This window comes from Tsukamurella conjunctivitidis, assembly GCF_007858475.1.
GTDB classification, from domain to species: Bacteria; Actinomycetota; Actinomycetes; order Mycobacteriales; family Mycobacteriaceae; genus Tsukamurella; species Tsukamurella conjunctivitidis.
In genome coordinates, this window is record NZ_VIGX01000030.1 from 1 (window position 1) to 23,229 (window position 23,229).

16 protein-coding genes are annotated in these 23,229 nt (G+C 63.4%); 6 read left to right on the top strand and 10 right to left on the bottom strand.

Annotated elements, in window-relative coordinates; translation table 11 throughout:
• Positions 1 to 100: 100 nt before the first annotated feature.
• On the top strand, positions 101 to 1,225 hold the full coding sequence (locus tag FK530_RS23525; RefSeq protein ID WP_146489334.1) for an LLM class flavin-dependent oxidoreductase: 1,125 nt from the start codon (positions 101 to 103) through the stop codon (positions 1,223 to 1,225).
• A 138-nt stretch (positions 1,226 to 1,363) separates the two neighbouring features.
• Here FK530_RS23525 and FK530_RS23530 read toward each other — a convergent pair whose 3' ends face one another.
• The 7 genes from FK530_RS23530 to FK530_RS23560 form a co-directional block, all read right to left on the bottom strand.
• Positions 1,364 to 2,524 carry a PucR family transcriptional regulator gene (locus FK530_RS23530; RefSeq protein ID WP_158645186.1) on the bottom strand — a complete coding sequence of 387 codons (1,161 nt, stop codon included), beginning with the start codon at positions 2,522 to 2,524 and terminating at the stop codon, positions 1,364 to 1,366.
• Positions 2,525 to 2,881: 357 nt separating this feature from the next.
• Entirely contained in the window at positions 2,882 to 4,042 is a 1,161-nt protein-coding gene (locus FK530_RS23535) for an acyl-CoA dehydrogenase family protein (protein ID WP_006368939.1), read from the bottom strand.
• Positions 4,043 to 4,047: 5 nt separating this feature from the next.
• Positions 4,048 to 5,877: a CocE/NonD family hydrolase gene (locus FK530_RS23540; RefSeq protein ID WP_035727433.1), complete on the bottom strand. Its 1,830-nt coding sequence runs from the start codon at positions 5,875 to 5,877 to the stop codon at positions 4,048 to 4,050.
• Positions 5,878 to 5,940: 63 nt separating this feature from the next.
• Positions 5,941 to 6,711, bottom strand: coding sequence for an enoyl-CoA hydratase-related protein (locus FK530_RS23545; protein ID WP_006368937.1), 771 nt, complete (start codon positions 6,709 to 6,711; stop codon positions 5,941 to 5,943).
• 23 nt (positions 6,712 to 6,734) lie between these two features.
• Entirely contained in the window at positions 6,735 to 8,402 is a 1,668-nt protein-coding gene (locus FK530_RS23550) for a long-chain-fatty-acid--CoA ligase (protein WP_006368936.1), read from the bottom strand.
• Positions 8,403 to 8,415: 13 nt separating this feature from the next.
• Entirely contained in the window at positions 8,416 to 9,597 is a 1,182-nt protein-coding gene (locus tag FK530_RS23555) for a thiolase family protein (RefSeq protein ID WP_006368935.1), read from the bottom strand.
• A gap of 5 nt (positions 9,598 to 9,602) precedes the next feature.
• On the bottom strand, positions 9,603 to 10,448 hold the full coding sequence (locus FK530_RS23560; protein ID WP_006368934.1) for a CoA transferase: 846 nt from the start codon (positions 10,446 to 10,448) through the stop codon (positions 9,603 to 9,605).
• 93 nt (positions 10,449 to 10,541) lie between these two features.
• Between FK530_RS23560 and FK530_RS23565 the strand changes: the two genes are divergently transcribed.
• Positions 10,542 to 11,150 (top strand): TetR/AcrR family transcriptional regulator, encoded by a 609-nt coding sequence (locus FK530_RS23565; protein ID WP_006368933.1) that lies wholly within the window; start codon positions 10,542 to 10,544, stop codon positions 11,148 to 11,150.
• Between the two features lie 150 nt (positions 11,151 to 11,300).
• Entirely contained in the window at positions 11,301 to 12,059 is a 759-nt protein-coding gene (locus tag FK530_RS23570; RefSeq protein ID WP_006368932.1) for an SDR family NAD(P)-dependent oxidoreductase, read from the top strand.
• A gap of 94 nt (positions 12,060 to 12,153) precedes the next feature.
• Here FK530_RS23570 and FK530_RS23575 read toward each other — a convergent pair whose 3' ends face one another.
• Positions 12,154 to 13,767, bottom strand: a complete 1,614-nt coding sequence (locus FK530_RS23575; RefSeq protein ID WP_035727429.1) for a sigma-54-dependent Fis family transcriptional regulator — start codon at positions 13,765 to 13,767, stop codon at positions 12,154 to 12,156.
• Positions 13,768 to 13,914: 147 nt separating this feature from the next.
• Positions 13,915 to 15,432, bottom strand: coding sequence for an aldehyde dehydrogenase family protein (locus FK530_RS23580; RefSeq protein ID WP_006368930.1), 1,518 nt, complete (start codon positions 15,430 to 15,432; stop codon positions 13,915 to 13,917).
• A 168-nt stretch (positions 15,433 to 15,600) separates the two neighbouring features.
• Here FK530_RS23580 and FK530_RS23585 point away from each other — a divergent pair, with 168 nt between their 5' ends.
• The 3 genes from FK530_RS23585 to FK530_RS23595 all read left to right on the top strand — a co-directional run bounded on the left by FK530_RS23585 (position 15,601) and on the right by FK530_RS23595 (position 21,834).
• Positions 15,601 to 17,154 carry a GMC family oxidoreductase gene (locus FK530_RS23585; protein WP_006368929.1) on the top strand — a complete coding sequence of 518 codons (1,554 nt, stop codon included), beginning with the start codon at positions 15,601 to 15,603 and terminating at the stop codon, positions 17,152 to 17,154.
• 719 nt (positions 17,155 to 17,873) lie between these two features.
• Positions 17,874 to 18,833: a hypothetical protein gene (locus tag FK530_RS23590; protein ID WP_138944086.1), complete on the top strand. Its 960-nt coding sequence runs from the start codon at positions 17,874 to 17,876 to the stop codon at positions 18,831 to 18,833.
• 208 nt (positions 18,834 to 19,041) lie between these two features.
• On the top strand, positions 19,042 to 21,834 hold the full coding sequence (locus FK530_RS23595) for an ATP-dependent DNA helicase (protein ID WP_231706769.1): 2,793 nt from the start codon (positions 19,042 to 19,044) through the stop codon (positions 21,832 to 21,834).
• 84 nt (positions 21,835 to 21,918) lie between these two features.
• On the opposite strand, the gene FK530_RS23600 is transcribed toward FK530_RS23595, so the two are convergent.
• Positions 21,919 to 22,971, bottom strand: a complete 1,053-nt coding sequence (locus FK530_RS23600; RefSeq protein ID WP_128646662.1) for a serine/threonine protein kinase — start codon at positions 22,969 to 22,971, stop codon at positions 21,919 to 21,921.
• Positions 22,972 to 23,229: the final 258 nt, after the last annotated feature.

Genomic DNA, 23,229 nt, shown 5'->3' on the forward strand with positions numbered 1-23,229 from the left:
CCCGGGCAACCCGGACCACATCATCACGGAACTCTTTCGGATAAGGCTTAGGCACAGTAGTCATCCTTCCAGGCCGCCCTCCCGGGGCAAGCCAGATCAGATGTCACCTAACCGTGCACCAGTCCCGGGTCAGACGGACCACATCTGGTCGGACGAAGCTGCGCGTACGACACCGACGCTATCGAAGCAGGTGTTTCTCGACATGGCACGGAGCGCGGAAGAGACCGGCTTCGATGCGCTATTCATCGCTGATAGTTGGTCAGGACATCAGCGTGCCGCCGAACGCGCAGGGCATCAGTCGCCGAAGTTCCATGCGCCGCTGCTCGCTATGGGCTTGTTTGCGGTGACTGATCACATCGGAGTGATCACGACGCTGCACACCACACACCATAAGCCCGCGCACGCCGCGCGAATGGGCGCCACACTCGACGCCTTTAGTGGCGGCCGCTGGGGTTGGAACGTCGTGACAGGGTTCGGCGACCCTGAGGCGCGCTTGTTCGGTGATGAGAACCTGGTTGAGCATGACCGCCGCTACGCCATGGCGGGCGAGTTCGTCGAGGTTGTCAAGCGTCTCTGGGCGGACGAGGAAGCTGTGGACTTCGAGGGCGACTATTACCGCGTTGACGGCCGAATCAAGGCGCCCCGCCCGCTCCAGCGTCCACACCCACTCCTCGTGAGCGCTGGCGGGTCACCGGCTGGTATGGCCTTTGCCGCTCGACATTGCGACCAACTCGTCGTTGCCGGCAACAGCCTAGACAAGGTGCGAGAGACCGGACATCGCGTCGAATCCGTACTTGAGAGCGTCGGGCGTGCAGCTCCGCTAGGTACGACTCCGTTCGCCATAGTCATTGTTCGCGAGGAAGAGGGCGAGGCTGAGGAGACCTACGAACGGCTCACGAGGTCGCTCAACGAGGACGCAACGATGGAGTTGGCCGCCGATATCCTGGGCGGAATCGACTCTGTTCGCGCGCTGTTCGAGGAACAAGGGTCTGAGGCAGCTGCGCGGGCGTGGGGCAGTGGTCAGGGGATACTCAAGATTTTCGGCACCAGCGAGCAGGTGGCAAGGCAACTGATCGCTCTCAAACAGCACACCGCCACATCGAACGTGCTCGTCAACTTCCCGTTGTGGAATCCAGCCGAGGTTCGGGCCTTCGCGCCCGTGCTCGATCACTTGCGAGAAGAAGGGATCTGGAGCCCGCCCAGCGAGCGGAACTACTCCTGGTGATCGAGCGGGTGGACGGCATCGTGCGCGGAAACTCGGGGGCGCGGTCGTTGACGGGTCCGGAATGATCGGCCTCTCGCGCACGGTTCTCACGCGGTAAGAGCAGTCGCGGACTCGTCCAAAAGGCTGCGCCGCCGCCGGTTATTCGCTTCGAAGGGCCGATGAGGCGGCAAGTACCCACGTGAGCTCAATGATCGTCTCAGTCTCGTCGAGTGAGCACTCGGTGAGTTCCTCGAACCGGCTCAGCCGGTATCGGAGGGTGTTCCTGTGGACGGGGATGCTGGCCGCTGCTCGCGCAGCGTTCCGGTCGTGATTGAGCCAGGCCTGAAGCGCCTCGATGATGAGCTCTCCGAACGCGCCATGCTCGCGCAAGGGAACTAGATATCGACGGTCGAGGAACGCGTTGAGGGCGTATTGCGCCGGCACCGCGACCCGCCAGCTGACCGATTCGAGGCTGTGTACGCCAGCCGTTGAGCCGACGGCGGCGAGGATGTCCCGCGCGATGACGTACGAGCTGTTGAGGGAACTGAGTGGTCGTGGCGGACCAACCGCGACAGGCATTCGTGACGATCCGGGTGGCGACGTGGTGAATCCGATGAGGCCGCCCGCGCCGGGAACTAGCATCGTTACCGATTCGCTGGCACCGGCGTTCGCCGTGCAGTCGTCAATCAGCCGAGTCGCGATGCCCTCTAACGCGTATTGCGGGACGGCAGCGACACAGATTACGTGCACGAGTGCGTCGTGATCGATGTGGAATTCGGCGCATCCAAGCCAAATATCGTGCACGGGAAGGCTGCCCGCGAGGAGGCCAGTCACCCACCGCCTACGACGTTGTTGTTCGAGCTTCGGCTGTCCGAGTGTTACATAGCGGCGGTACGTTTCGGTCGCCTGGTTGGAGAACGAGTCACTCAATCCCCACAGCAGTTGTGAGAGCTCGAGTACCGTGCCGACCGCAACGCCATGCGCGGGGGCACGATCGGCGATCCAGTGCTGGATCCCCGTGATGACGGAGCGGAATCCAGCCATGACATCGTGAAAGTCCGCACCTTGCAGTAGCTTCTCGAGAGTCGCGTGATCGGCCCCGACAATCTCGCCGCTTGGCGGTTCGCTGCCCCGGATCAAGACCGGGGCAGCGAACCGCAGGATCCGTTCGACACAGGCGGTGATCGACTCGTCGGACACCGACCGGTACGCAGGCACCTCGGCACGCAGGCGGTGGGCGCTCCCGCGGAGGAACGACTCACTTGAAACGAGGTCGTCGAGCAAAGCGACCACTCCACGGAATGACGTTTCCGCAGCCACCGCGGTAGCGCCTGGTTGCTCCTTACAGAGGATCCTTGTCATCATCGGACCGTTGGAGGACGGCCACGCGACGAGTCTGGCGTCGAGAAAATCGTCGGTCGAGGCTCGCTATCCGTTGTCTTCAAGACGCGATCGCTGAGGTCGTTCATGTCGCTGCGCTCGTACATCTCGCCAAGTCCCCGAAGTACTCCGAGCCGCAGGCCGAAGTGCCCGGCCGAACCCAAGATGCAGATCATGGCGGTTGCTCCCTTCGTGAGCCGGGAACAAGTAGTTGCGGCTCAGACATAGCGCTTCGGTCGACGAGACTTCGCGAAACTCACAAGGATGGTTCTCCATGCTGCGGCTCTTGCTGCTCGTCTAGAGCGACCTTCCGATGAGCTCCTTCATGATCTCGCTGGTTCCGCCATAGATCGTCTGGACCCGAGCGTCGGCGTACATCCTGGCGATCGGATACTCGAGGATGTAGCCGTAGCCGCCGAACAGTTGGAGGCACCGATCGATGACCTCCTTCTGCTTCTCGGTCGCCCACAGCTTCGCCATCGAGGCGGTTGCGGGATCCAGTCGGCCCGCGATCTGCTCGCCGATGCAATGGTCGATGAGTGTCTTGCCGGCCAGGACGTCGGCCTTGCATTCGGAGAGGACGAATCTGGTGTTCTGGAATTGCATCAGTGGCTTGCCGAAAGCCTTGCGCTCTTTGGCATACGCGATAGTCCGGGCGACCGCGGTCTCGGCTGCTGCGATCGCGCCGACTGCAATGATGAGTCGCTCCCGCTGCAACTGGTTCATTAGCTGATAGAAGCCCTGGCCCTCGACGCCTCCTAGGAGGTTGGCCGCGGGGACGCGCATATCGGTGAATGCCAGTTCTCTGGTGTCCTGTCCGTGCTGTCCTATCTTATCTAGGATTCGGCCGCGTTCAAAGCCGTCCAGGTCCTTGGTCTCGGCGACGAAAAGGGAAATTCCCTTTGCCCCCTGACTGGGATCGGTCTTGGCGACAATGATGAGAAGGTCGCAGTGGGTGGCGTTCGAGATGAAGGTCTTCGATCCGTTGATCAGGTAGTCGTCGCCCTGTCGGACGGCGGTCGTGCGAACAGCCTGCAGGTCAGACCCTGTCCCCGGTTCGGTCATCGCAATGGCGAGAACCGCCTCGCCCGTGGCGCATCTGGGCAGCCACCGCTTCCTCTGCTCTGCGGTGGCGTACGAATTGATGTAGTGCGCCACGATGGTCGAGTGCACGGCGAAGCCCATTGCACTGTCGCCGGCGCCGACCAGCTCCTGCTGGACGACGGACTCATGCCCGAAGTTGCCACCGGCACCGCCGAATTCCTCGGGCACATCGAGGCAGAGCAGACCCGCCGCGCCGGCCTTGTTCCAGACGTCACGGTCGACCTGGTGCTGCTGGGCCCAGCGCTCTTCGTGCGGAGTCACTTCTTTGGCGACGAACGCGGCGGCATGCACCCGAAGGGCTGCCTGGTCATCGGACTCCCAAGGGGCGCGATAGTTGGGGAACAGTTCGGACATCGTTTCTATACCTCCCAGATTCGATCGACAACGAGGTCATCCCCGACGCGAACCTTTGCGTGTGCTGTGAGCTTTCCGCCCACAAACTCAGAATGCACGCTTCCTTCGATGGTCCGGCCATTCGCCAACCGCACCGTCGCCGCGTGATCGAAGGTCAGTCGCGCCATACTCGGCGCGAGATTATTGACCTCGGCAAAATCACGCGTTGACGACTCATAGACATGGGCTTCGTCGAATGTTCTCACCGCGACGTCGGCGCCGGAGAGCATCTCAACCCCGTCGAGGATCAGGTCGCGCCCGATCTTCCACACCGGCGCGGCACTGATGATGCCGTCCGGCAGGGCGGTCGGGGGCGGCGGAAGTGTTGTCGGCACCCCGGCGCCGGGGTCGATTGTCAGCAAGTGCTGGCGGAGTCCCTGAACCTCCAGAACGGAGCTGGAGCCATCCGCTTGCACGGCCGGCAGGACGTGGGGAAAGTCGCTGCTGGAAACGACGATGCGAATCCGGTGCCCGGCGGGCACCTGGTACGCGGTCGGCGCCAACGTGACGCGCCACTGACCGGCGCCGCCGGTAATGGGGGCGATGCCCGTCGTGATCAGATGCGAACTACCGTCCGGGGCCACGTCGGCAACGCGCACGACGATACGATCGCTGGTCGTCCCCTCCCCTGTCACGACGTCGGCGGTCGGCGCTCCGATGATGACTGTGTCCTCGGTGAGCTCCTCGCCATCGATGGCCACGGCCCGCCGGTCGTCCTCCTGCTCATCCAAGGGCAGCCCGTAACCGAACGTGGGGATGTACCACGTCCCCGACTGTGTGCCCGCGACGGCGTCGCTCACCGACACCGCCGGCCAGTGTGGCGGCGCGGAGGCGCCATCGTCGGGAGCGGGGATCAATTCGCTCGAGGTGGCCGCGTCAAAGACGACACTTCGACTTTCTGCCGGGGGCCACGCCGTGTACTCGCGCCAGGATTGCGCGCTTCCCTGCACAAACACGGTCGCACCGTCGGCGTCGAACTCCGGTTCCGCTTTGTCGCGGAGCCAACGGTCCCACCAACGGAGCATCAGCTCGCGATGCTCCGCAGGCGCAATCGGAGAGGCGCTGGGCTCGACGTGCATCCACGGCCCCGCCACGAGATGCTTCCGTGTCGGGATCGCTTCGTAGGCGCGCACGCTGCCGGAGCAGAAGAGGTCGCGCCAGCCCGAGAAGCACAGCGCCGGGACGTCCACGAGAGTGGCGTCGATGGCGCGCTCCCCCCAGACCGGATCGTCGGGACCGTGCTGCCAGAAGTCGATGATGTTCGGCGTCTCGTCCAGTCGAGCTCGCCAACTCTCCATCTCGATACTGGTCGGGTTGGTGCGCACGGGTGGCAGAACCTGATCGAGCAGGGTTTTCGTTCCCCATAGACCGGTGGCCATCACACCGCCGCGTACCCCGCTCGGGTTGGCCAGGCCATCGGATCCGTCCGCGGTGAAGAAGATCGGCACTATCGCCTTCAACCCGCGCGGGCGCAGGGCGGCCGTGCGCAGCGTCATGATTCCGCCATAAGACATCCCCCACATGCCGATCGATCCATCGCACCACGGCTGGTCGGCGATCCATTCGATCGCCGCGGCGGCGTCGCGCCCCTCTTGGGGATCCAGCGGGGGCAGCATCGTTCCCGACGATCCGCCGAGGCCCCGAGGATCAATGAAGACCGAGGCGTAGCCGCGCTCGGCGAACCACGTCATCGCGTCCGCATGCGTGACGTGACCGGCCGTATCGCGCCGATAGGGCATCACGGTGACGAGCACCGGAGTCGGTGCGTCACCACTCGGTTTGATCAGGTCGGCCACGACAACACAATCATTGCCTACCGGAATCTGCACGTCGCGGATTAGCTGAGTCGTCATGTTAGATCACTTTCCGTGGAATTCGGGGGTCCGCTTTTCTTCGAAGGCCCGCTGGCCTTCGTGGCAGTCGTCCGAGCGCAGCGCGACGGCGAAGTTGCGCCGCTCGTACTCCAGGCCGTGGGCGAGCGGTGACTCCATCGACACGCGTGCCGCATCCTTCGCGAGTGCGACGGCGAGCGGAGAGTTCGCCGCGATGCGGCCGGCGAGCGCCAGCGCGGCAGTCAGCGCTTCGCCGGCGGGTGCTACCGCGGCCACCAGACCGGCGGCTTCGGCGGCCGCTGCATCCAGCGGATCGCCGCTGAGCAGCATGGCCATCGCTTTGGCCTTGCCAACGGCCCGGATTAGGCGTTGCGTGCCGCCCGCACCCGGGATCACTCCGAGCTTCACCTCCGGCACGGCGAACCGAGCGCCCGCTCCGGCGATGACCGTGTCGCAGGCCAGCGCTAGCTCGCAACCACCGCCGAAGGCTACGCCTTCGACTGCGGCGATCACCGGCTTGCGACACGCGTTAAGCACCTCCCAGGTCGGCCCGCCGCCAGCGTCGAACGACCCCAGGATCGATTCGGCGCGCAATGCGTCGAATGCGTTGATGTCAGCGCCCGCGCAGAACGCCTTCGACGATCCGGTGATGATCACTGCACGCACGGCATCGTCGTCCTTGCACGTTGCCAGGTGCGCGCCGAGCGCATCGAAAACTTCTCGGTTGAGCGCGTTGTAGGCCTTCGGGCGATTCAGGCTCAGCACGGCGACCGCGCCGACGTGCTCGCGGATCACCACTGGCTCTCCGGTAGACGCTGACGTCATTCGGTGACCCCTGTGTACACGTCGGCGTGGTCGACCCGCATGACCTTCTTGTCGAGTTTGCCGACGCTGGTGCGCGGCAGAGCGTCGACGCGAATCACGACGTCGGGCAGCTGCCACTTCGCGAACCGCCCGGCGAGCAGCTCGTGGATCTCCGCGAGGGGCACATCTTCGCCGTCGATCGTGGCGAGCAGCACGACGGGGCGTTCCTGCCACTTCGGGTGCGCGACGCCGATGACGGCCGCCTCCCGCACCCGCGGGTGTGCCACGATCGCGTTCTCCATGTCGATCGACGAGATCCATTCGCCGCCGCTCTTGACCACGTCCTTGAGCCGGTCGACGACCTTAACGTAGCCGTTCGGATGGATGGTCGCGACGTCGCCGCTCCGCCAGAAGCCGTCGATGAACCGCTCGCCGGGAACCTCGTCGAGGTCGTGGTAGCGCTCGGTGATCCACGGGCCGCGGATGAGCAGCTCGCCCTCGGCGACGCCGTCGTGCGGCAGTTCCTCGCCCGAGGGGCCGATGACCTTCAGGTCCACGCCGACGCAGGGGAGTCCCTGGCAGCGCTTGAGGTCCCAGCGCTCATCATCGGTGAGATCCGTGAGGGTCGGCTTGATGCCGCGGTTGACGGCCACGAACGGCGTCGTCTCCGTTGCTCCGTAGGCGTGGATGATGTCGGCGCCGGTGAGCTCGAAGAATCCGCGCATCATGGTCAATGGCGGCTCCGTCGCCCCACAGAGGAGCCGAGCACGGCTGAGGTCGGGCATCGCGTCGAGGGTCTTGATGTAGTCGAGCATGGGACCAAAGATCGCGGGTGCGCCGTTCGCCACGGTCACCTGCTCGGCGATCATCGCGTCGACGAGAACTGCCGTGTCCTCGGCGGTGTACCGGCCGGGGAGGACGACCTTCGCCTGCGCGTACACCGCCGACTGGGGCAGTCCCCAGCTCTGGCCGTGGAACATCGGCGTGATCAGCATGACCGAGTCCGCGGCGTTCATCCCCATGGCGGCCACCTGCGCCATGGTGTGCAGGTAGATGCCCCGGTGCGAGTAGTACACACCCTTCGGCCGGCCGGTGGTTCCCGTGGTGTAACAAGCGCTGTACGTGGACGTCTCGTCGATCACTGGCCAGTCGATCTCGTCGGAGGCCTCAGCCATGAGATCCTCGAAGAAGACCGCGTTCGGCAGGCCGGGATCCACCTCGGACGAGGGCCGGTCGGTCATCACGACCCAGGTCGTGATGCCGGGTGCGTGTGGAGCGAGTTCGCGGGCGACCGGGAGCAGGGACTCGTCGACCAGCACGACGGAGGCGCCGCTGTGGGTGGCGACGTAGCCGAGGTCCGCCGGCGAGAGGCGCAGGTTCATCTGCAGCATCGCCGCCGCCGTGCCGGGGATGGCCCAGTACAATTCGAAGTGGCGCTTGCTGTTCCAGTCCAGGATGCCGACCACGTCGGCCGGGCCCACGCCGAGTCCGCCGAGCACGTTCGCGGCCCGGCGGATACGACGGTACGCGTCGGCGTAGGTGTAGCGGTCCCAGCCGCCGTCGGGCGTGCGGTAGACGATCTCCTGTTCCGGGTAGGTCCTGGCGGCGTGCCGGATGAGGGTGGTCGTGTTGAGCTGGGTGCTGTCGCCGTGCGTGGACGGCAGCCCCTTGACAATGTCGGTCATGGTGGATGCCCTTCTAGCCGATGCGTTCGATGATGGTGGCGTTCGCGGTTCCGGTGGCCTCGCACACCGTCTGAAGTCCGAAGCGGTCTCCGCGGCGCTCGAGCTCGCAGAGGAGATCGGTCAGCATCCGCGCGCCGGTGGACCCGAGCGGGTGTCCGATGGCGACGGATCCGCCGTTGACGTTGAGCTTGTCGTCGGGGACGTCGAACTCGCGCTGGAACATCAGTGGTACCCCGGCGAAGGCCTCGTTGACCTCGAACAGGTCGATGTCGCTCGCCTCCAGTCCGGATCGGCGCAGCGCTGTGTGGCTGGCCCGCAGGATCGCGGTGAACTGGACGATCGGATCGTCCGCCGCGACGGCGAGCGCGCGGAATCGGGCGCGGGGCCGCAGGCCGTGTTCCTCGGCGAACTCGCGGCTCGCGATCAGGAGAGCGGCGGCGCCGTCGCTGAGCTGCGATGAATTCCCCGCAGTCGTCATCCCGTCCTCGGCGAAGACGGTGCGCAGCGCGGCCACCTTGGCGGGGTCCTGCTCCGCGCGGATCCCTTCGTCGCGGTCGACGAGCGGCGACGTGTCGTCGGCCGGATCTGCGTGGATCGGGACCAGCTGCTCTCGGAATCGGCCTGCGGCGGTGGCTGTGGCCGCCCGCTCGTGGCTGCGGATCCCGAACTCGTCGAGTTCGGCGCGGGTGAATCCGAACTGCTTGTTCATCAGTTCGGACGAGAGGCCCTGTGCCATGAGACCGCCGTCGTACCGCGCCAGCTCACGCGGACTGTACTGCGGTCCGAGGGGCGCGCCCGGGGTCATCGACGGTGGCATGGGGACCTGGGACATCGACTCGACGCCGCACGCGATGACCAGATCGTGCGTGCCGGCCATCACGGCCTGCGCCGCGAAGCTGACGGCCTGCTGGCCCGAGCCGCACTGCCGGTCGACTGTCACCGCCGGAACCGTCTCGGGGAGGCCTGCGGCGAGGACCGCGTGCCGTCCGAGGTTCCCCGTCTGCTGTTCGAATTGGAGCACGCATCCCGCGATGACGTCCTCGATTAAGGCCGGGTCGATCGCCGCTCGCTGGACCAGTTCGGCGATGGTGGCTCCGAGCAGGTCGACGGGGTGCCAACCGCTGAGGATGCCGTTGCGTCGACCGACGGGCGTGCGTACCGCGCCGACGATCACTGCTTCGTTGTTCGCTGCCATGGAAGTTACCTGCTCCTTTGTGCGGTGCGCGCGCCGCGCACCTCCGTGATGGGTACATCGATCCGAGCTGCCAGCTCGAGCCACTCGTCGACGCTGCGCCGCTCGAACGCCGCCGCGATACCGGCGTGGTCCTCGGCGCCGAGCGCGGTCACGAGCCTGGCGCGGAAGTGCGGCTCGATCGCAGCGACGGCCACGTGACCGTCGGCCGCGCGGTACACGCCGTACGCGGGGTCCGCACCGCCCAGGGGTGCCCCGTCGCCGAGCAGCCCGTGCCGTACGGCCGCGCCCGCATCGGCGGCCGCGTCATCGAGGACGACGCGACGGACAGCGCCCGCCCCGGTCCGGTCGCGCTCGCGAAGCGCGAGCAGCACCTCTGCGACAGCGCGTTCGGCGCCCAGCAGATCCACGACCGGCACCGTCGGCATGACGCCGGGAACCACCATGCCGTACGCCGCCTGATAGGTCAGGTCGTGCCCGGCTTCGTCGGCGCGCTCTCCGTCGTACCCGACGATCTCGACGTGGGAGAGCGCGGGACGCGCGGCGACCGCCGCATCGATCCCGAGCTTGTGAAGCGCAGACGGTCGCATCGCGGTGATCAGTACGTCAGCCGCGTCCAGTTCCGTTTCGAACACCGCACGGCCAGCATCGGTCTTGAGGTCGACTGTAAGGACCGTCTGTCCCTGTGCCAGGGCGTCGTACCAGGAGGGCGTGACAGTCCGCAGCGTATCGCCCGCCGGCCCCTCGATCTTATGAACTTGAGCACCAAGCGCGCACAGCCGCGCTGCTGCAACCGGACCGGGGACATTGACCGCGAGGGTCACTACACGAATACCGGACAGTTCTTGTGTCATGAATCACTCCTCTTGCTATACGCTCGTATAGTAGCTAGTACATATGTATGGGTCAAGCACGGTTTGTATACTCGCGGTCCAAGGAGGCTTGTGATGGGTGAACCCTTCGTTACAGGCGGCGACCTCACGGCTCGGGCGAGGATCCGGAACGCTGCGCTTGACCTCTACGCGGCATCTGGTGAGGACAAAGTGTCGATGCGCGCCGTCGCCGCAGAAGCGGGTGTCGCCGTCGGCCTCGTTCAGCATCACTTCAAGACGAAGGAGGGGCTGCGCCAGGCGGTTGACCAGCTCATCGTTGACTACCACGCGTTGGCGATCGCTGATGCTGCCCCCGACGGTGGATCGGCTGCACAGGTCGCTGCCGCCCGTGATCTCGCCGTCAGCCGGATGTTGCAGTCACATCCATCTGTGGTCAACTACATGCGGCGCGTATTACTCGATCCGTCGGCACCACCGGATGGGCTGTTAGCGCGGCTGACCGACCTGAGTAGACAGCAGGTGATCGCCCTGCGTGACGCGGGAGTGGCCTCCACAGGCCAGCCCGTCGCGGAACAGACCGTCAAACTCATGGTCCGCCAACTGGGGCGAATCTTCCTGCAGCCCATGGTCGACGCGATGTGGACACAACTTGCGGATGCAGAACACCTATCCGCGGACCAACCGGCATTGACAGTTGAGGCTGCTGTCCATCTAGGTTCGTGACCTGGGCGAGCCTGGCCTCGCCCGACTGCTCGTCGAACCTGCTTCCCCGGAATCGCTCGATGGTCCCGGGGCATTGAACTCGTACCTCACTGGTGAGGTGCGCCGCACTCGCATTTTCGGCGAGTGCTCCACTACAGAAGGGAATCAGCCATGGACGTCTCCGGCTCCTCCGTCATCGTCACCGGTGGCGCATCCGGCCTCGGCGCCGCCACCGCGAAGCGCTTCGCCGATGCCGGCGCCACCGTCTTCGGCCTCGACCTGCAGCCGTCGATCGACAAGGCCGCCCCGGTCGAGAACGTGCACCTCGTCGCGACCGACGTGACCAAGGAGGACGAGGTCCTCGCCGCGATCGCCGAGGCCGTCAAGGCGGGCCCGCTGCGCGTGGCCGTCAACTGCGCCGGCGTCGGCTGGGCGGGCCGCATCCTGTCGAAGAACGGCCCGCACGCGCTGGACCTGTTCCAGACGGTCATCAACATCAACCTGGTCGGCACGTTCAACGTGATGCGCCTGGCGGCCGACCAGATGAGCAAGCAGGAGGCCGTCGACGAGCAGGGCTCCCGCGGCCTCATCGTCAACACCGCGTCGGTCGCGGCGTTCGAGGGTCAGATCGGCCAGATCGCCTACACCGCGTCCAAGGGCGGCGTGCACGCCATGACCATCACCGCCGCGCGCGACCTGGCGCAGTTCGGCATCCGCGTGAACACCATCGCCCCCGGCACCATCAACACCCCGATGCTGGCCGGCGTGACCCCGGAGTTCAAGAAGACCCTCGAGGCGGGCATCCCGTTCCCGTCGCGCCTGGGCGAGCCGAGCGAGTACGCGCAGCTGGCCTACTTCCTCGCCGAGCACGACTACATCAACGGCGAGACGATCCGCATGGATGGCGCGCTGCGGATGGCGCCGCGCTAGATCTGCAGTTCCTCCGCCGGCGTCGCCCCGACCGCGTCCGACAGGACGAGGAGCGGGGCGACGTCACCGTCATGTCCATCAGTACCGCTTGTACCTAGATTCCGATCTTGAGCGCTCGCATACGGGCGTAAAGCGTCGTGCGGCTGATCCCGAGATCCTTCGCTGCGCGTGCCTTGTTGCCGTCGTGGACCTTAAGCGCTTCGATGATCGCGATCCGCTCCGCTCGTTCGCGTCCTGCCAGGTTCCGAGTTCGAGTAGTTGTCCGGTAGGCCTGGGGGAGATCTCGCACGGTTACGTCGCCGCTGTTTCGTCGTTTCAGTACGTCAACCATCACTGCGCGCAGTTCGTGCAAATTTCCGGGCCAAGCTCTCGTTGCGAGTGCTTCGATCACGCTCGGGAGCAGGCGGATGTCGGCCTGCGGCTCGATGTCCTTTACCAAATGCATTGCCAGCGATTCGATTTCGCCCGTGCGATCCTGCAGGTCGATGAGCTCTCGTTGCTCGACGACCATCGATGCGAGTGCCAGGTGTGGCCCCTGCAGGTCTCGCACAGGACATGAGGTCAGGACGATCGCGTGGCCCGCAGAGACCACGTCGACGACTAGCGGAATCAGTGAGCAGGGGAGAAGGTCGATGTTCTCCAGACCCACAGTCGCGTCGCTTGCGAGGATCTCCTGCAGGCGGCTGGCCCAGGCGCGTTCACCGAACGTCACCGCGTCCGCTGAATCGAGGAAGAGCGCACCCGGCCGCAGTCTGCGAGCTTCCGTGGTGCGGCCTGTTCCTGCGGTGCCATGGATCAGTACAGGCCCCATCTGAATGGCCGCGCTATCCGTGGCGTGGGCTTGTGAGGTCACCGACTGGGGTGGCGTCTCGGTGCGATTGAACCGGAAGAGTGTGCCGTCTGTAGTGCCGTCGATTCGGGTGAGGTGAACATCCACCTCGAGGCCGGAGCTCAGGCGCACTCTGGTGTGCCGGTCCGAGCTACAGTCGAGCTCTGCGGCAAGCAATCTCATCGATGCGTAGTCGCCGGGCGAAAGCAGATCGACCGCAGCCTTGTTCGTCAGAACGACATCGTCACCGAATGCGGCCAGGGCCCGATTGCGAAGAGTGGACTCGGCTTGAAAAGCTCGCATCAACAGTCGCTCTGAGGTGCCGGCCAGATCGACGAGGCGTAGTTGGATGTCCTCGACGGCTCGCACGAGAAAAGGGGCCAGGAGCGGGTTGGCATCGCCTGTCGTGCAGCTGATATCGAGGACGCCCTCTATGCGGCGGGATACCGGGCTGATGATCGGGTGTCCGTAGCACGAGTAGGGCTTGAATGGTTCGATGTAGTGTTCCTCGCCGTTGATCGCGATTCCGCGGCGGATCTCGAGCGTTGTGCCTATAGCGTTCGTGCCGATCACCTCCTCGGCGCCAGTCGCGCCCGGGCGGATACCCAGATCGTCGAGGACGGCCTCAAGTCTGCGATCGGCAAACCAGCGATACACGATGCGTCCCTGACGGTCGGCCAAAATTAGGTTGTATCGGGTGTCAATCAGTCTTTCTGCAAGCTGGTCGAGCACAGGAACCGCGGCCCGGAGCAGCCGGCTGGTGGGGTCAATGTCGATGTCCGGGTTGGCGAGTCGAGGGCCCGCGGTTGCGACGCCACTGAGTATCGAACGGTGCCAGGACATAGCGATCTCCGGGCGTTCCGGTGAGGAGACGCTCATCACACAAGCATAGGCGTGTCTTCGAGTTCGGAAGGTCAATTCGCGAATCGGGCCGCGAAACTGGATGATGCGGGGGCGCCGCTCTGGCCCACGACCGGCGGCAGCGCAGGACGTGGGCCAGAGGAATCGATCGAACAGCAGGTGCGCTCAGCCCAGGAGTGCTGGCGGCGGCAAAACGAGGCCGAAGCCTCGCTTCGTCCAGTCGTTGTCCTTGGCCTGGTGGACTGTCTTCACCTGTGTGTACTCAGCGAGGGCGTTCGGGCCGACCTCGCGTCCGATGCCACTCTGCTTGTATCCGCCAAACGGGTTTAGCGGGAAGCCCGCGTGCCAGTCGTTGACCCACACGGTGCCGGCCTCAAGCTGGTTCGCCACGTCCAACGCGCGTTCGGGCGAACCCCAGACGCCGGCGGCGAGGCCGTAGTCCGAATCGTTGGCGATTTCGATGGCTTCCTCGACGGTGTTGTAGGGAATTACCACGAGGACGGGACCGAAGACCTCTTCGCGGGCGATCCGCATTCGATTGTTGACGCCAGTGAGGATGGTGGGAGCGACCCAGGCGCCGTTGGCGAAATCGGGGCCGCCCGGCACGGTGCCTTGATACGCGAGGTTTGCGCCTTCCCGCAGTCCGATTTCGATGTAGTCGGTGACCCGCTTCAATTGGTCCAGTGAGGCGACGGGCCCCATATCGCTGGCCGGATCGTTCGGATCGCCGATCCGGATGTCTTTTGCGCGGGACACGAGTCGCTCAACGATCTCGTCGTGACGTTCGGCCGGCACGAGAAGCCTGGTGCCAGATTCGCAGACCTGGCCTGCGAACATCAGGAAGGCGTAGAGCGAACCGTCGATCGCCATGTCCAGGTTTGCGTCGTCGAGAATCACGTTCGGCCCCTTACCGCCAAGCTCAAGCGTGACTCGTTTCAGGTTGTCCGAGGCGGCCTTGTGGACCAACTTCCCGACGGCTGTCGAGCCCGTGAACGCGATCTTCCGTACATCAGGATGGCTACTCAGATGGGCTCCGACTGTCTCGCCCGGCCCTGTGATGACGTTGAGGACCCCGGGCGGAAGGCCGGCGTCTTCAGCGGATTTCGCCAGTTCGAGCAGAGTGAGGGGGGTGTTCTCATCGCACTTCAGGACAAACGTATTGCCTGCCGCGAGTGCGGGGCCAACCTTCCACCCCGCGAGAACCAGCGGAAAGTTGAACGGCACAATTCCTGCGCAGACCCCGATCGGTTCTCGCCGAAGGACGGCACGCACGTCTTCGGTCTCGGGAACGAGTGGATTGGGCTCTTCAGGCTGGAATGCTCGGGCCAGGTTTGCGAAGAACCGGAGGTTGGCTGTGCCGAGTCCAATGTGGAATGCGTTCGCGATACGGACGGTCACCCCGTTCTCTCCGGTGGCGAGCCTCGCCAGTTCAGACGCCTTCGCCTCCATGCTGTCCGCCATACGGTCGAGAACATCGCCACGTTGCTCAGGAGTCATCCGGCGCCACGTGCCCTCCTCATGGGCCGCCTTGGCGGCAGCGACCGCGGCGTCGGCGTGTCGGACCTCGCCAAACGCCACCGTCGCGGTGACATTTCCCGTTGCAGGGGAGCGGACTTCGTACTGTTCGGACGCTTCGATCCATTGCCCGTTGATGAACATGTCGTAGTGCGGCGTGTTGCTCACAAAAACCTCCAAGCGGTCGGAAGACGATCAGGAGTCACGGTAAGAGCGCATCGACCGTGCGATGTGTTCAGTTTCTGAACACTTTCAGAGCTTCGGCTGCTCCTAACGTCAGGCCGACCGAACTCAGGACCGGCAAGGCCGGTTCCGTGTCGAGCCAAAGGAGTAACTATGGAAACCTATGAATACATCGTCGCTGGAGCAGGTTCAGGCGGTTGCGCCGTGGCGGCGCGGCTGGTCGAAGGCGGTGCCAGTGTCCTGCTACTTGAGGCTGGCCCGGCCAATGACACCCCCGAGGTTCAGATCCCGGCAGCGTTCGCCCAGCTGTTCCACAGCGATCGTGACTGGGACTACCGCACCGAGCCGGAACCTACGCTCGACGGACGAACCATCTACCAGCCGCGAGCGAAGACCATGGGCGGCTGCAGCTCGATGAACTGCATGGTGCACCTTCGTGGTTGCAGCGAGGACTACGACAATTGGGCGCAGTACGGCGTCGAGGGGTGGGCGTGGTCCGATGTCGAGCCCTTCTTCGACAAGTCACCTCTCGGATGGCGCGAGTTGCCCTCTCCCGATCCTCTGAGCGAGGCGTTCGTCGAATCGGCAGTCGCGGCGGGCATCCAAGAGAACCCGACGCATTTCGGGCCCAATCTCGACGGCGTGAGCCTCTCCAAGACCACGACGCGTGACGGGCACCGCTACGACGCCGCAACCGCATATCTCGGCCCCCTGAGCAACAACTCGCTGCTCCAGATCGTCACGGGGGCGCTCATTGACAAGGTCATCGTCGAGGACGGAGTCGCCACAGGCGTGCGCTACCTGATCGATGGACAGCCCGTCGAGAGTCGCGCATCGCGCGAAGTCATCGTGAGCGCAGGTGTGTTCGGCACACCCGAGATCCTGCAACGATCCGGTATCGGTCCCGCAGACCACCTGAGCGCTCTCGGGATCACTCCTGTCGCGGACCTTCCGGCGGTAGGTGCAAATCTCATGGATCACCCTATGACGCTGATGAATTGGGAGATCGAAGGCGATCAAGTCGGCCTGTTCGATGCAGACGATCCGTCCTACGTGGCGATGTGGGCCGAGGAGGGGAAGGGGAAACTCACAAGTAACGTGGCCGAGGCCACGGCACACGTACGAACAGAACCAGGCCTTCCGGCACCTGACTTCCAGATCGTGTTCGTGCCGTCCTACTTCCGTGAGCATGGCGCCCAAGTCCACGACAAGCCGGCATTCACTCTGGGGCAGTCCTATTGGACTCCGACCAGCGTCGGAACCGTACTGATCGCGTCGGCTGACCCCCAACGGCGCGCACAAGTGCACCTCAACCTTCTGTCGGATCGGGCTGAGATTGCCGCAATGATCAGGGCAATCCGGCTCAGTAGAGAAATCGTCAGTAGCGGACCCCTTGCCAGCCATGCCGGCGTCGAGCTTTCCCCTGGTCTGCAGATCGACTCCGATGACGACCTCGAGGCGTGGATCCGTGCCAACGTCGAGCACACGTACCATCCTTCGTGCACGGTACGGATGGGTACCGACGGTGCGCTCGACTCACAGCTGCGGGTACGCGGCGTGGCCGGTCTGCGAGTTGCCGATGCGTCGGTGTTTCCGGTCATTCCGCGTGCGAACACCAACATGCCCGCAGTGGTGGTTGGCGAGCGCTGCGCCGACTTCATCATCCGGTCGAAGAAGGCCGCGGAGTCGGTTGCTGCAGCCCGATAGTCACGCTCCGGCGGTAGGTCGGAAGTCCTGGATTCGGCCGTTGCGAACGAAGCAGTGATCCGTCGCACGTAAGAACCTCGTGGTGCAGTCGTCAGAAACGCGACGAGCACCACGAGGTTCTTGCTTTGTGGCAGTCCTCGCGTGACCGTCGTGCCCACCAGCGATTGTCTGGAGCTCGCGCGTGGGCGACTGTCATGCCCGTAACATTCTCTTGAGCGGACCTTCAGGATTGGAGCGCCACGGAGATCGCGCGCCGCGAGTGACCACCGCCGGCGAATGCGCTCATCCCGGTGTTCGCCCTGGTCTATCGTTGGGGGATGGGCCTCGATGAATTCGACTGGCTTCTCGATCGGCCGTCCGACGAACAGAACCAAACCGTCTCGCCATACCGACGCGTCTTCTGACCGTGGCGGATGATGAGTTCTTCGACGGCGTAACCCGCTACCGGCGTGGGTCGAAGCGTGGATGGCGCAATGCCGCGCAACGCATCGTGCCCAGCGAGGCGAAGTACAGCCGAGTGGCGAGAGGTGGACCTTATGGGCCGCGCATTTCGGGGACAATCAGAATCACGACGACTAGCACCGGCCTACGCACCGAAGTCACGCTCTTGTCGGTGTCCCGAATTCGAGCGGAAACCTTCGTCGATCGGTCCGCTACGGAGGTGTTTGAGCGCCTATCCTGACGGCACACGCCACACGGAACCAGGAAGGATGCAGCGCGTGCATCGACGCAACAGCCTGTCTGCCTCATCCGAAGCGTGTTACACCGTGGGCACAGAGGCGCTCGCGGTCACCGTCGCAGAGCTTGAAAGCTCCTGGACAACCGAGCTCATCGCGACGACAGCCTTTCGATGCACGGAATGCGGGACCAAGGTGCACCCGACGGCACTCGGCTCGACCAAGCTTTCGCCGTCGTTTCGTGCGGGCAAGGATCCCGGACACAGCGGCGACTGCTCGAGACGGCCACGTGAGGTCGACGCAGTTGACGATCACGGCGGACCCGGGACGGCCGTCGTACCGACCGAGCTCGTCCTACTTGGTCATGTCGACGATGAACACAGCCAAGGCCAACGGCCCGCGGGCACCGTCGTTTCGCAGCGGCCGGGTCCCGGTGGCCGGCGGCGCCAGGCAGGCAGCGGAGGGACGGACCCCGACGGGCGCCGGCGGGCTCACACGCTCGAACGTATCGTTAACCACTGGCTGGCGTTAGGCAGCAAGGAGGTCCGTGCAAGGCACCCGCTCTCCATTCCCGGCGTTGACCAAAGCAACTACCTGTACTGCTTCAAACAGATTGCGCCATGGGAAGCCAAGATCGCGCGGTCAGCCCCACGGGTGTTCTACGCGCCGCTGCGTTGGCGTGTTGATCCCGTCGAGGACGGCGACGTCCTGACCTTGACCCTGCACGCAGCCAGGCGAGGAAATGCGGCCATCGAGTGCACGATGAAGGTCGACCGGCGGGGCTGGTCTGCTGCTCAGCGTGTCCGCCTCGATCGCGAGGTCAGCTTCGCTGTCCGACGAGCTCGCGAGCTATGGTTCGACTCGAAGGCGAAACACACCGAACAGCAATCGGGTGGCGTGACGATGTTCGCAGTCGCTGAGCAGGACTCCGCCGACACGACGATGTTCACCATTCGAGACCCACGCGTTGTCCACTTCACGGACCGCCCGATCACGCAGTAGCCCACGACACCCGAGATTTGACCCGCTCAACGGGGCAGATACGCGCCCATACACTCGCAGGCCTCGTCACTACCTACCGCGAGGCCTTCCCTGCGGATGCGTCGCTACGAGAGCGGCATCACGAGGAACGTCGGCGCATCGATCACATTTCAGGCGTTTCTACCCAACGCCACCTCCGGAATAGACCAGGATTAGAAGCATCCTAGGCGTGCGTGCAACTCTCGTGCGCCAAATTGCAGGCAGTGAGGTATCTGGATCGATGGCGTCAATCGAAGAGCAGGTCAAGAACTGCGACAGCGTCATATGCGAGAATATTCAGCATGCTAACGGGGACCGCGGTCTACTCGCCCAAAACCTACTCTCCCAGTTGAGGAACCTGGTCGAAGGTCTGATCCTCTGGGCGCACGCCGGCGACGCCAGCACAGAATTCAATTACAACAAGCTCTCAGCGGCGGTCCTCGATGCTAAAGCAAAAGCCAGGTTCCGCCTATTGGCGAGGTTTCATGATCTTCTTCAGTCGAGTGCATCGCACTACACACTCGACAAAGATTCCTCCGAACGCCTGATGCTCAAGTACTACGAGTACCTCATCCGCACAAGGAAACTCGTACACGATGAACTTGGCATCGCGATCCTGAACAATCTAGAACAGTTTCCCATCGATCTTGATCCGTCACTTCGGGAGTATCATGAAAAGATTGCGGAGCGGATCGCAGTCGCGCGCGCTACACCGTCCGAACCTCGTCGGGATCGCTACTACATTCACAGCTCGCGTCCCTTCTTCGCCAAGGGAAACATCTATTACGAAGTAACCTTCTCCGTGGCGCACAATACTTCGAGCAAGTTCGACCGCACGATTGCCTTCACCGACGTCGATATCACCGATCGGTACGCTGCGTATCTCGATCTCGCGACCGATTCGATTGAGGTCCTTGGTCGAAACATGCCGATCCTGATCATTCGCGATTGGGAAGTCTCGATCCGGCCCTGCGAATTCGAAAATTTCGCCAGAATTTTCGGTGCTGCACCACGAATCGAGTCGAGGAACCTCGAGTACCGCAATTTGATGGGATACCTGACTCGAACCCGCTTGAGCCTCCTTGACCTAATGGACATGGGTGATGCGGACTACGCACGTCTCCGCGCCGACATGACTGGCGACTCTGGTCGGAAACCTGTGCTCTTTCCAATTCTCGACGAGGCCCGACAGCACGTCCGGGCAGGCCGTGCCGGGTCCCGAGTGCTGCGGTACCTGATGCTTCGCATGCGCAATCAGATTATCAAGGGGCAGCTTGACTCGGAGCCCAACCCATGGCTGTCGGGGCTTCGCCTCACCTCCCGATCTGCGCCGTTCGACAGGATGCCGTTCTGTACATCTCCCGCCGGTCACGTCCCTGGGTTCGCAGACCTCGCCGCGAGCATCGATCCAACAGGTCGAAAGCATGAGCTTCTCGCACGGCGTGTTAAGAACCTGGTCGAGCAGCACGGCACAATTTACACGCCAGCAGCAGAGTTCGAAGATCTCGGGGACGTCGATGAGTTGATCGCAGCGCACAACGGCCGCCTCCCCTCCATTCCAAGGCACGCACCACGAAAGCTCAAGCACGAGAACGGCCACGTGTTCATCGTTGGATACGAAGACGCCGCAGTGGCAATTATCGAAAAGCTTCAAGAGGCAACCGGTGAAGGCGTCGAGAGACACTCCGATGATGTGAACAAATGGCTCCATACCAATCCAGAAATTATCAATGACCCTGCGAAAGCAGAGGCTCTCACCGCCCTATTCGACGAGTCTAACGTGGCCATAATCACGGGTGCTGCCGGTACAGGCAAATCAACGATGGTCAATCACATAGCCAACTACTTCTCCGCCGAGAGCAAGCTATTTCTAGCGCATACCAACACCGCTGTCGAAAACCTCAAGCGTCGGGTCGACGCTCCGAACACCCAGTTCAGCACGATTGCGAGCCACATCTATAATAGTGGTGTACAGGAGTCCTCGGTTGATGTGTTGGTGATCGACGAATGCAGTGCTATCGACAACGAGAGCATTCTCAAGGTCCTTCAGCAGACATCTTTCGATCTGCTTGTCCTCGTTGGCGACGTCTACCAGATTGAGGCAATCCAGTTTGGAAATTGGTTCAGTCTCGCACGGTCGTATATTCCGAAGAATTCCACTTTCGAGCTCACCAAACCATATCGGACTGACGACGACGCACTTCTTACGTTGTGGAGCCGAGTCCGTGGCCTCGACGACCGCATTGAGGAGTCTCTGTCTAAGAATGGCTACTCGATGGCTCTCGGCGAGGATTTGTTCACTCGTCATAGCGATGATGAGATCGTGCTGTGCTTGAATTATGACGGCCTGTATGGCATTAACAATGTCAACCGCTTCCTTCAGGCCAGCAATCCCGAGAAGGCGGTCACGTGGGGTGAGTCCACGTACAAGGTCGGCGATCCCGTATTGTTCAACGAAACGAACCGTTTCAAGAGAGTCATCTCGAACACCACGAAAGGCACGATAGCGTCCATAGAACGCGTGCCGGGACGAATTACCTTCGACGTAGACCTCAAACGTGACGTCAGCGAGGCTGAAGTATACGGGATAGATCTTCGGAAGGTCGATGACACGATCGTTCAGTTCGATGTGTTCGAGCGAGGCAACAGTGACGAGGACGACGACGTAGTTGAAACCCTCGTCCCTTTCCAGGTTGCGTATGCGGTGTCTATCCACAAGGCTCAGGGGCTTGAGTACGACTCGGTCAAGGTTGTTATCACGGATGCAAATGAGGAGCGTATCTCGCACAGTATCTTCTACACGGCAATCACACGGGCCCGCCGGCAGCTTCGCGTGTTCTGGACGCCAGAGACTCAGCAGAGGATACTGAGCCGCCTGACTGTCAGCGAAAACACGAAAGACGAGAATCTGCTGAAGAGACGGCGGGGGTTGACGCCGGTGGGTAGGCGTCCGCGACGTCAGCAGTCACGGCAGCAGCCGTAGTCTGCTCCAGCAAGTGATGGCGCACACTGCATCGACCCCCAGGATGGATACCGGGGTCTGAGATGTCGTTGGGTGCGTTCCTGTTCAGTTGATTGCGCGGAAAGCACTTCGCAGCGCGGCCGAGAGCGCTCCGCTTCTGACTACGCGGGTGACCCGCGCAATGGCTCGCCCGCTTCGTTGGTGTCGCGCGGCGATGCGAAGACGCCCCGTGCTGCCATGATCGGGTTCGGCACAGACCTCCACCACCGAGGTCCCCTTGGTCCCTTCAAAGCACTGTGTGTGGCCGCTGTGGGGGCGAATGCGCCGCCAACTGCGCGAAGGGCGAACGCGCCCTCCGAGCGCAGCATCAAGCTGGGCAGGGCTGTCGTATCGCTGGCCGGGATCGCGTGCGATTGAGGTGTTGACGACATCACGCAGGCCTTGCGGCACGTGCGGAGCGTGGTCCCAGAGGTCTGGGGTGGCGCGATTCCACAGGTCCGCAAATGTGGAGATATGCCGGTGAGGCTCGTGCCCCGCGATCAGCCAGAAGAGGGTCGCGCCGAGGCTGTAGACGTCGCTCTGTTCGCTGTAGCACCGTTCGTAGCGTGGGTCGCCAGTCATGAATGCGTACACCACCTCAGGCGCCATGGTTGTGGGGGTGCCGGCCGCATCTGCGAAACCGTGGGAGTCCATGAACTGTGCTAGGCCCAGGTCGCCGACGAGGATGTCACCTCGCTCGTCGAGAAACAAGTTGTCGGGCTTGATGTCTCGGTGAACGAGGTTGTGGTCGTGGAGCCGAGAGACCCCTTGACAGGCTTGCCGCGTCCATCCAACCGCGGTGCTGATCTCGACGCCGATCTCGGCCGGTATGCGTGCGGTGAGAGTGCCGTTGTTGGCTACATCGGTAACGATGTACGGAACCCCAGATGCCCAGTCAGCATTTCTCACCGGCAGGATGTATTCGCCTTCTAGTTGCCTCAGCACTTGTGCTTCGGTCCAGACGGAACTGACGGAACCGGGCCTCAAGAACTTCAGCGCGCAGACCTGGCTCATGAACAGGTCGTTGACTTCGAAGACCTCACCGAATGCGCCCGCGCCGAGTCTGCGGATTACCTGGTATCTGCCGGCGATGATTCGAGCGGCAGGGGTGGCGCTCATTGCTTAATCGTAGGCAGTATCGATGGCATGCGAGTGTTGGGTCTTGCCACGAAGGTCAGCGGAACTGCGATCACGGTTTCGGCTGTAGTGCTCGAGGGCGTTATCAGCGGCGGACCGTTGGACCTGACGAGGGGACTGCTGCACGATCGGGTGACAGTGTCGGTGTCATGCCGCTGAGGCGGCTGTGTTGATGATCGTCTCGTATTCGACGGGCGTCAACCGGCCGAGGCGGACCTGACGGCGTCGGCGGTGGTAGGT

Excerpts from the sequence above, each read along its gene's own strand:
- FK530_RS23525 (WP_146489334.1), top strand. The coding sequence starts at position 101 with ATGTCACCTAACCGTGCACCAGTCCCGGGTCAGACGGACCACATCTGG.
- FK530_RS23535 (WP_006368939.1), bottom strand. The coding sequence starts at position 4,042 with ATGTCCGAACTGTTCCCCAACTATCGCGCCCCTTGGGAGTCCGATGAC.
- FK530_RS23550 (WP_006368936.1), bottom strand. The coding sequence starts at position 8,402 with ATGACCGACATTGTCAAGGGGCTGCCGTCCACGCACGGCGACAGCACC.
- FK530_RS23555 (WP_006368935.1), bottom strand. The coding sequence starts at position 9,597 with ATGGCAGCGAACAACGAAGCAGTGATCGTCGGCGCGGTACGCACGCCC.
- FK530_RS23560 (WP_006368934.1), bottom strand. The coding sequence starts at position 10,448 with ATGACACAAGAACTGTCCGGTATTCGTGTAGTGACCCTCGCGGTCAAT.
- FK530_RS23565 (WP_006368933.1), top strand. The coding sequence starts at position 10,542 with ATGGGTGAACCCTTCGTTACAGGCGGCGACCTCACGGCTCGGGCGAGG.
- FK530_RS23570 (WP_006368932.1), top strand. The coding sequence starts at position 11,301 with ATGGACGTCTCCGGCTCCTCCGTCATCGTCACCGGTGGCGCATCCGGC.
- FK530_RS23575 (WP_035727429.1), bottom strand. The coding sequence starts at position 13,767 with ATGAGCGTCTCCTCACCGGAACGCCCGGAGATCGCTATGTCCTGGCAC.
- FK530_RS23585 (WP_006368929.1), top strand. The coding sequence starts at position 15,601 with ATGGAAACCTATGAATACATCGTCGCTGGAGCAGGTTCAGGCGGTTGC.
- FK530_RS23600 (WP_128646662.1), bottom strand. The coding sequence starts at position 22,971 with ATGAGCGCCACCCCTGCCGCTCGAATCATCGCCGGCAGATACCAGGTA.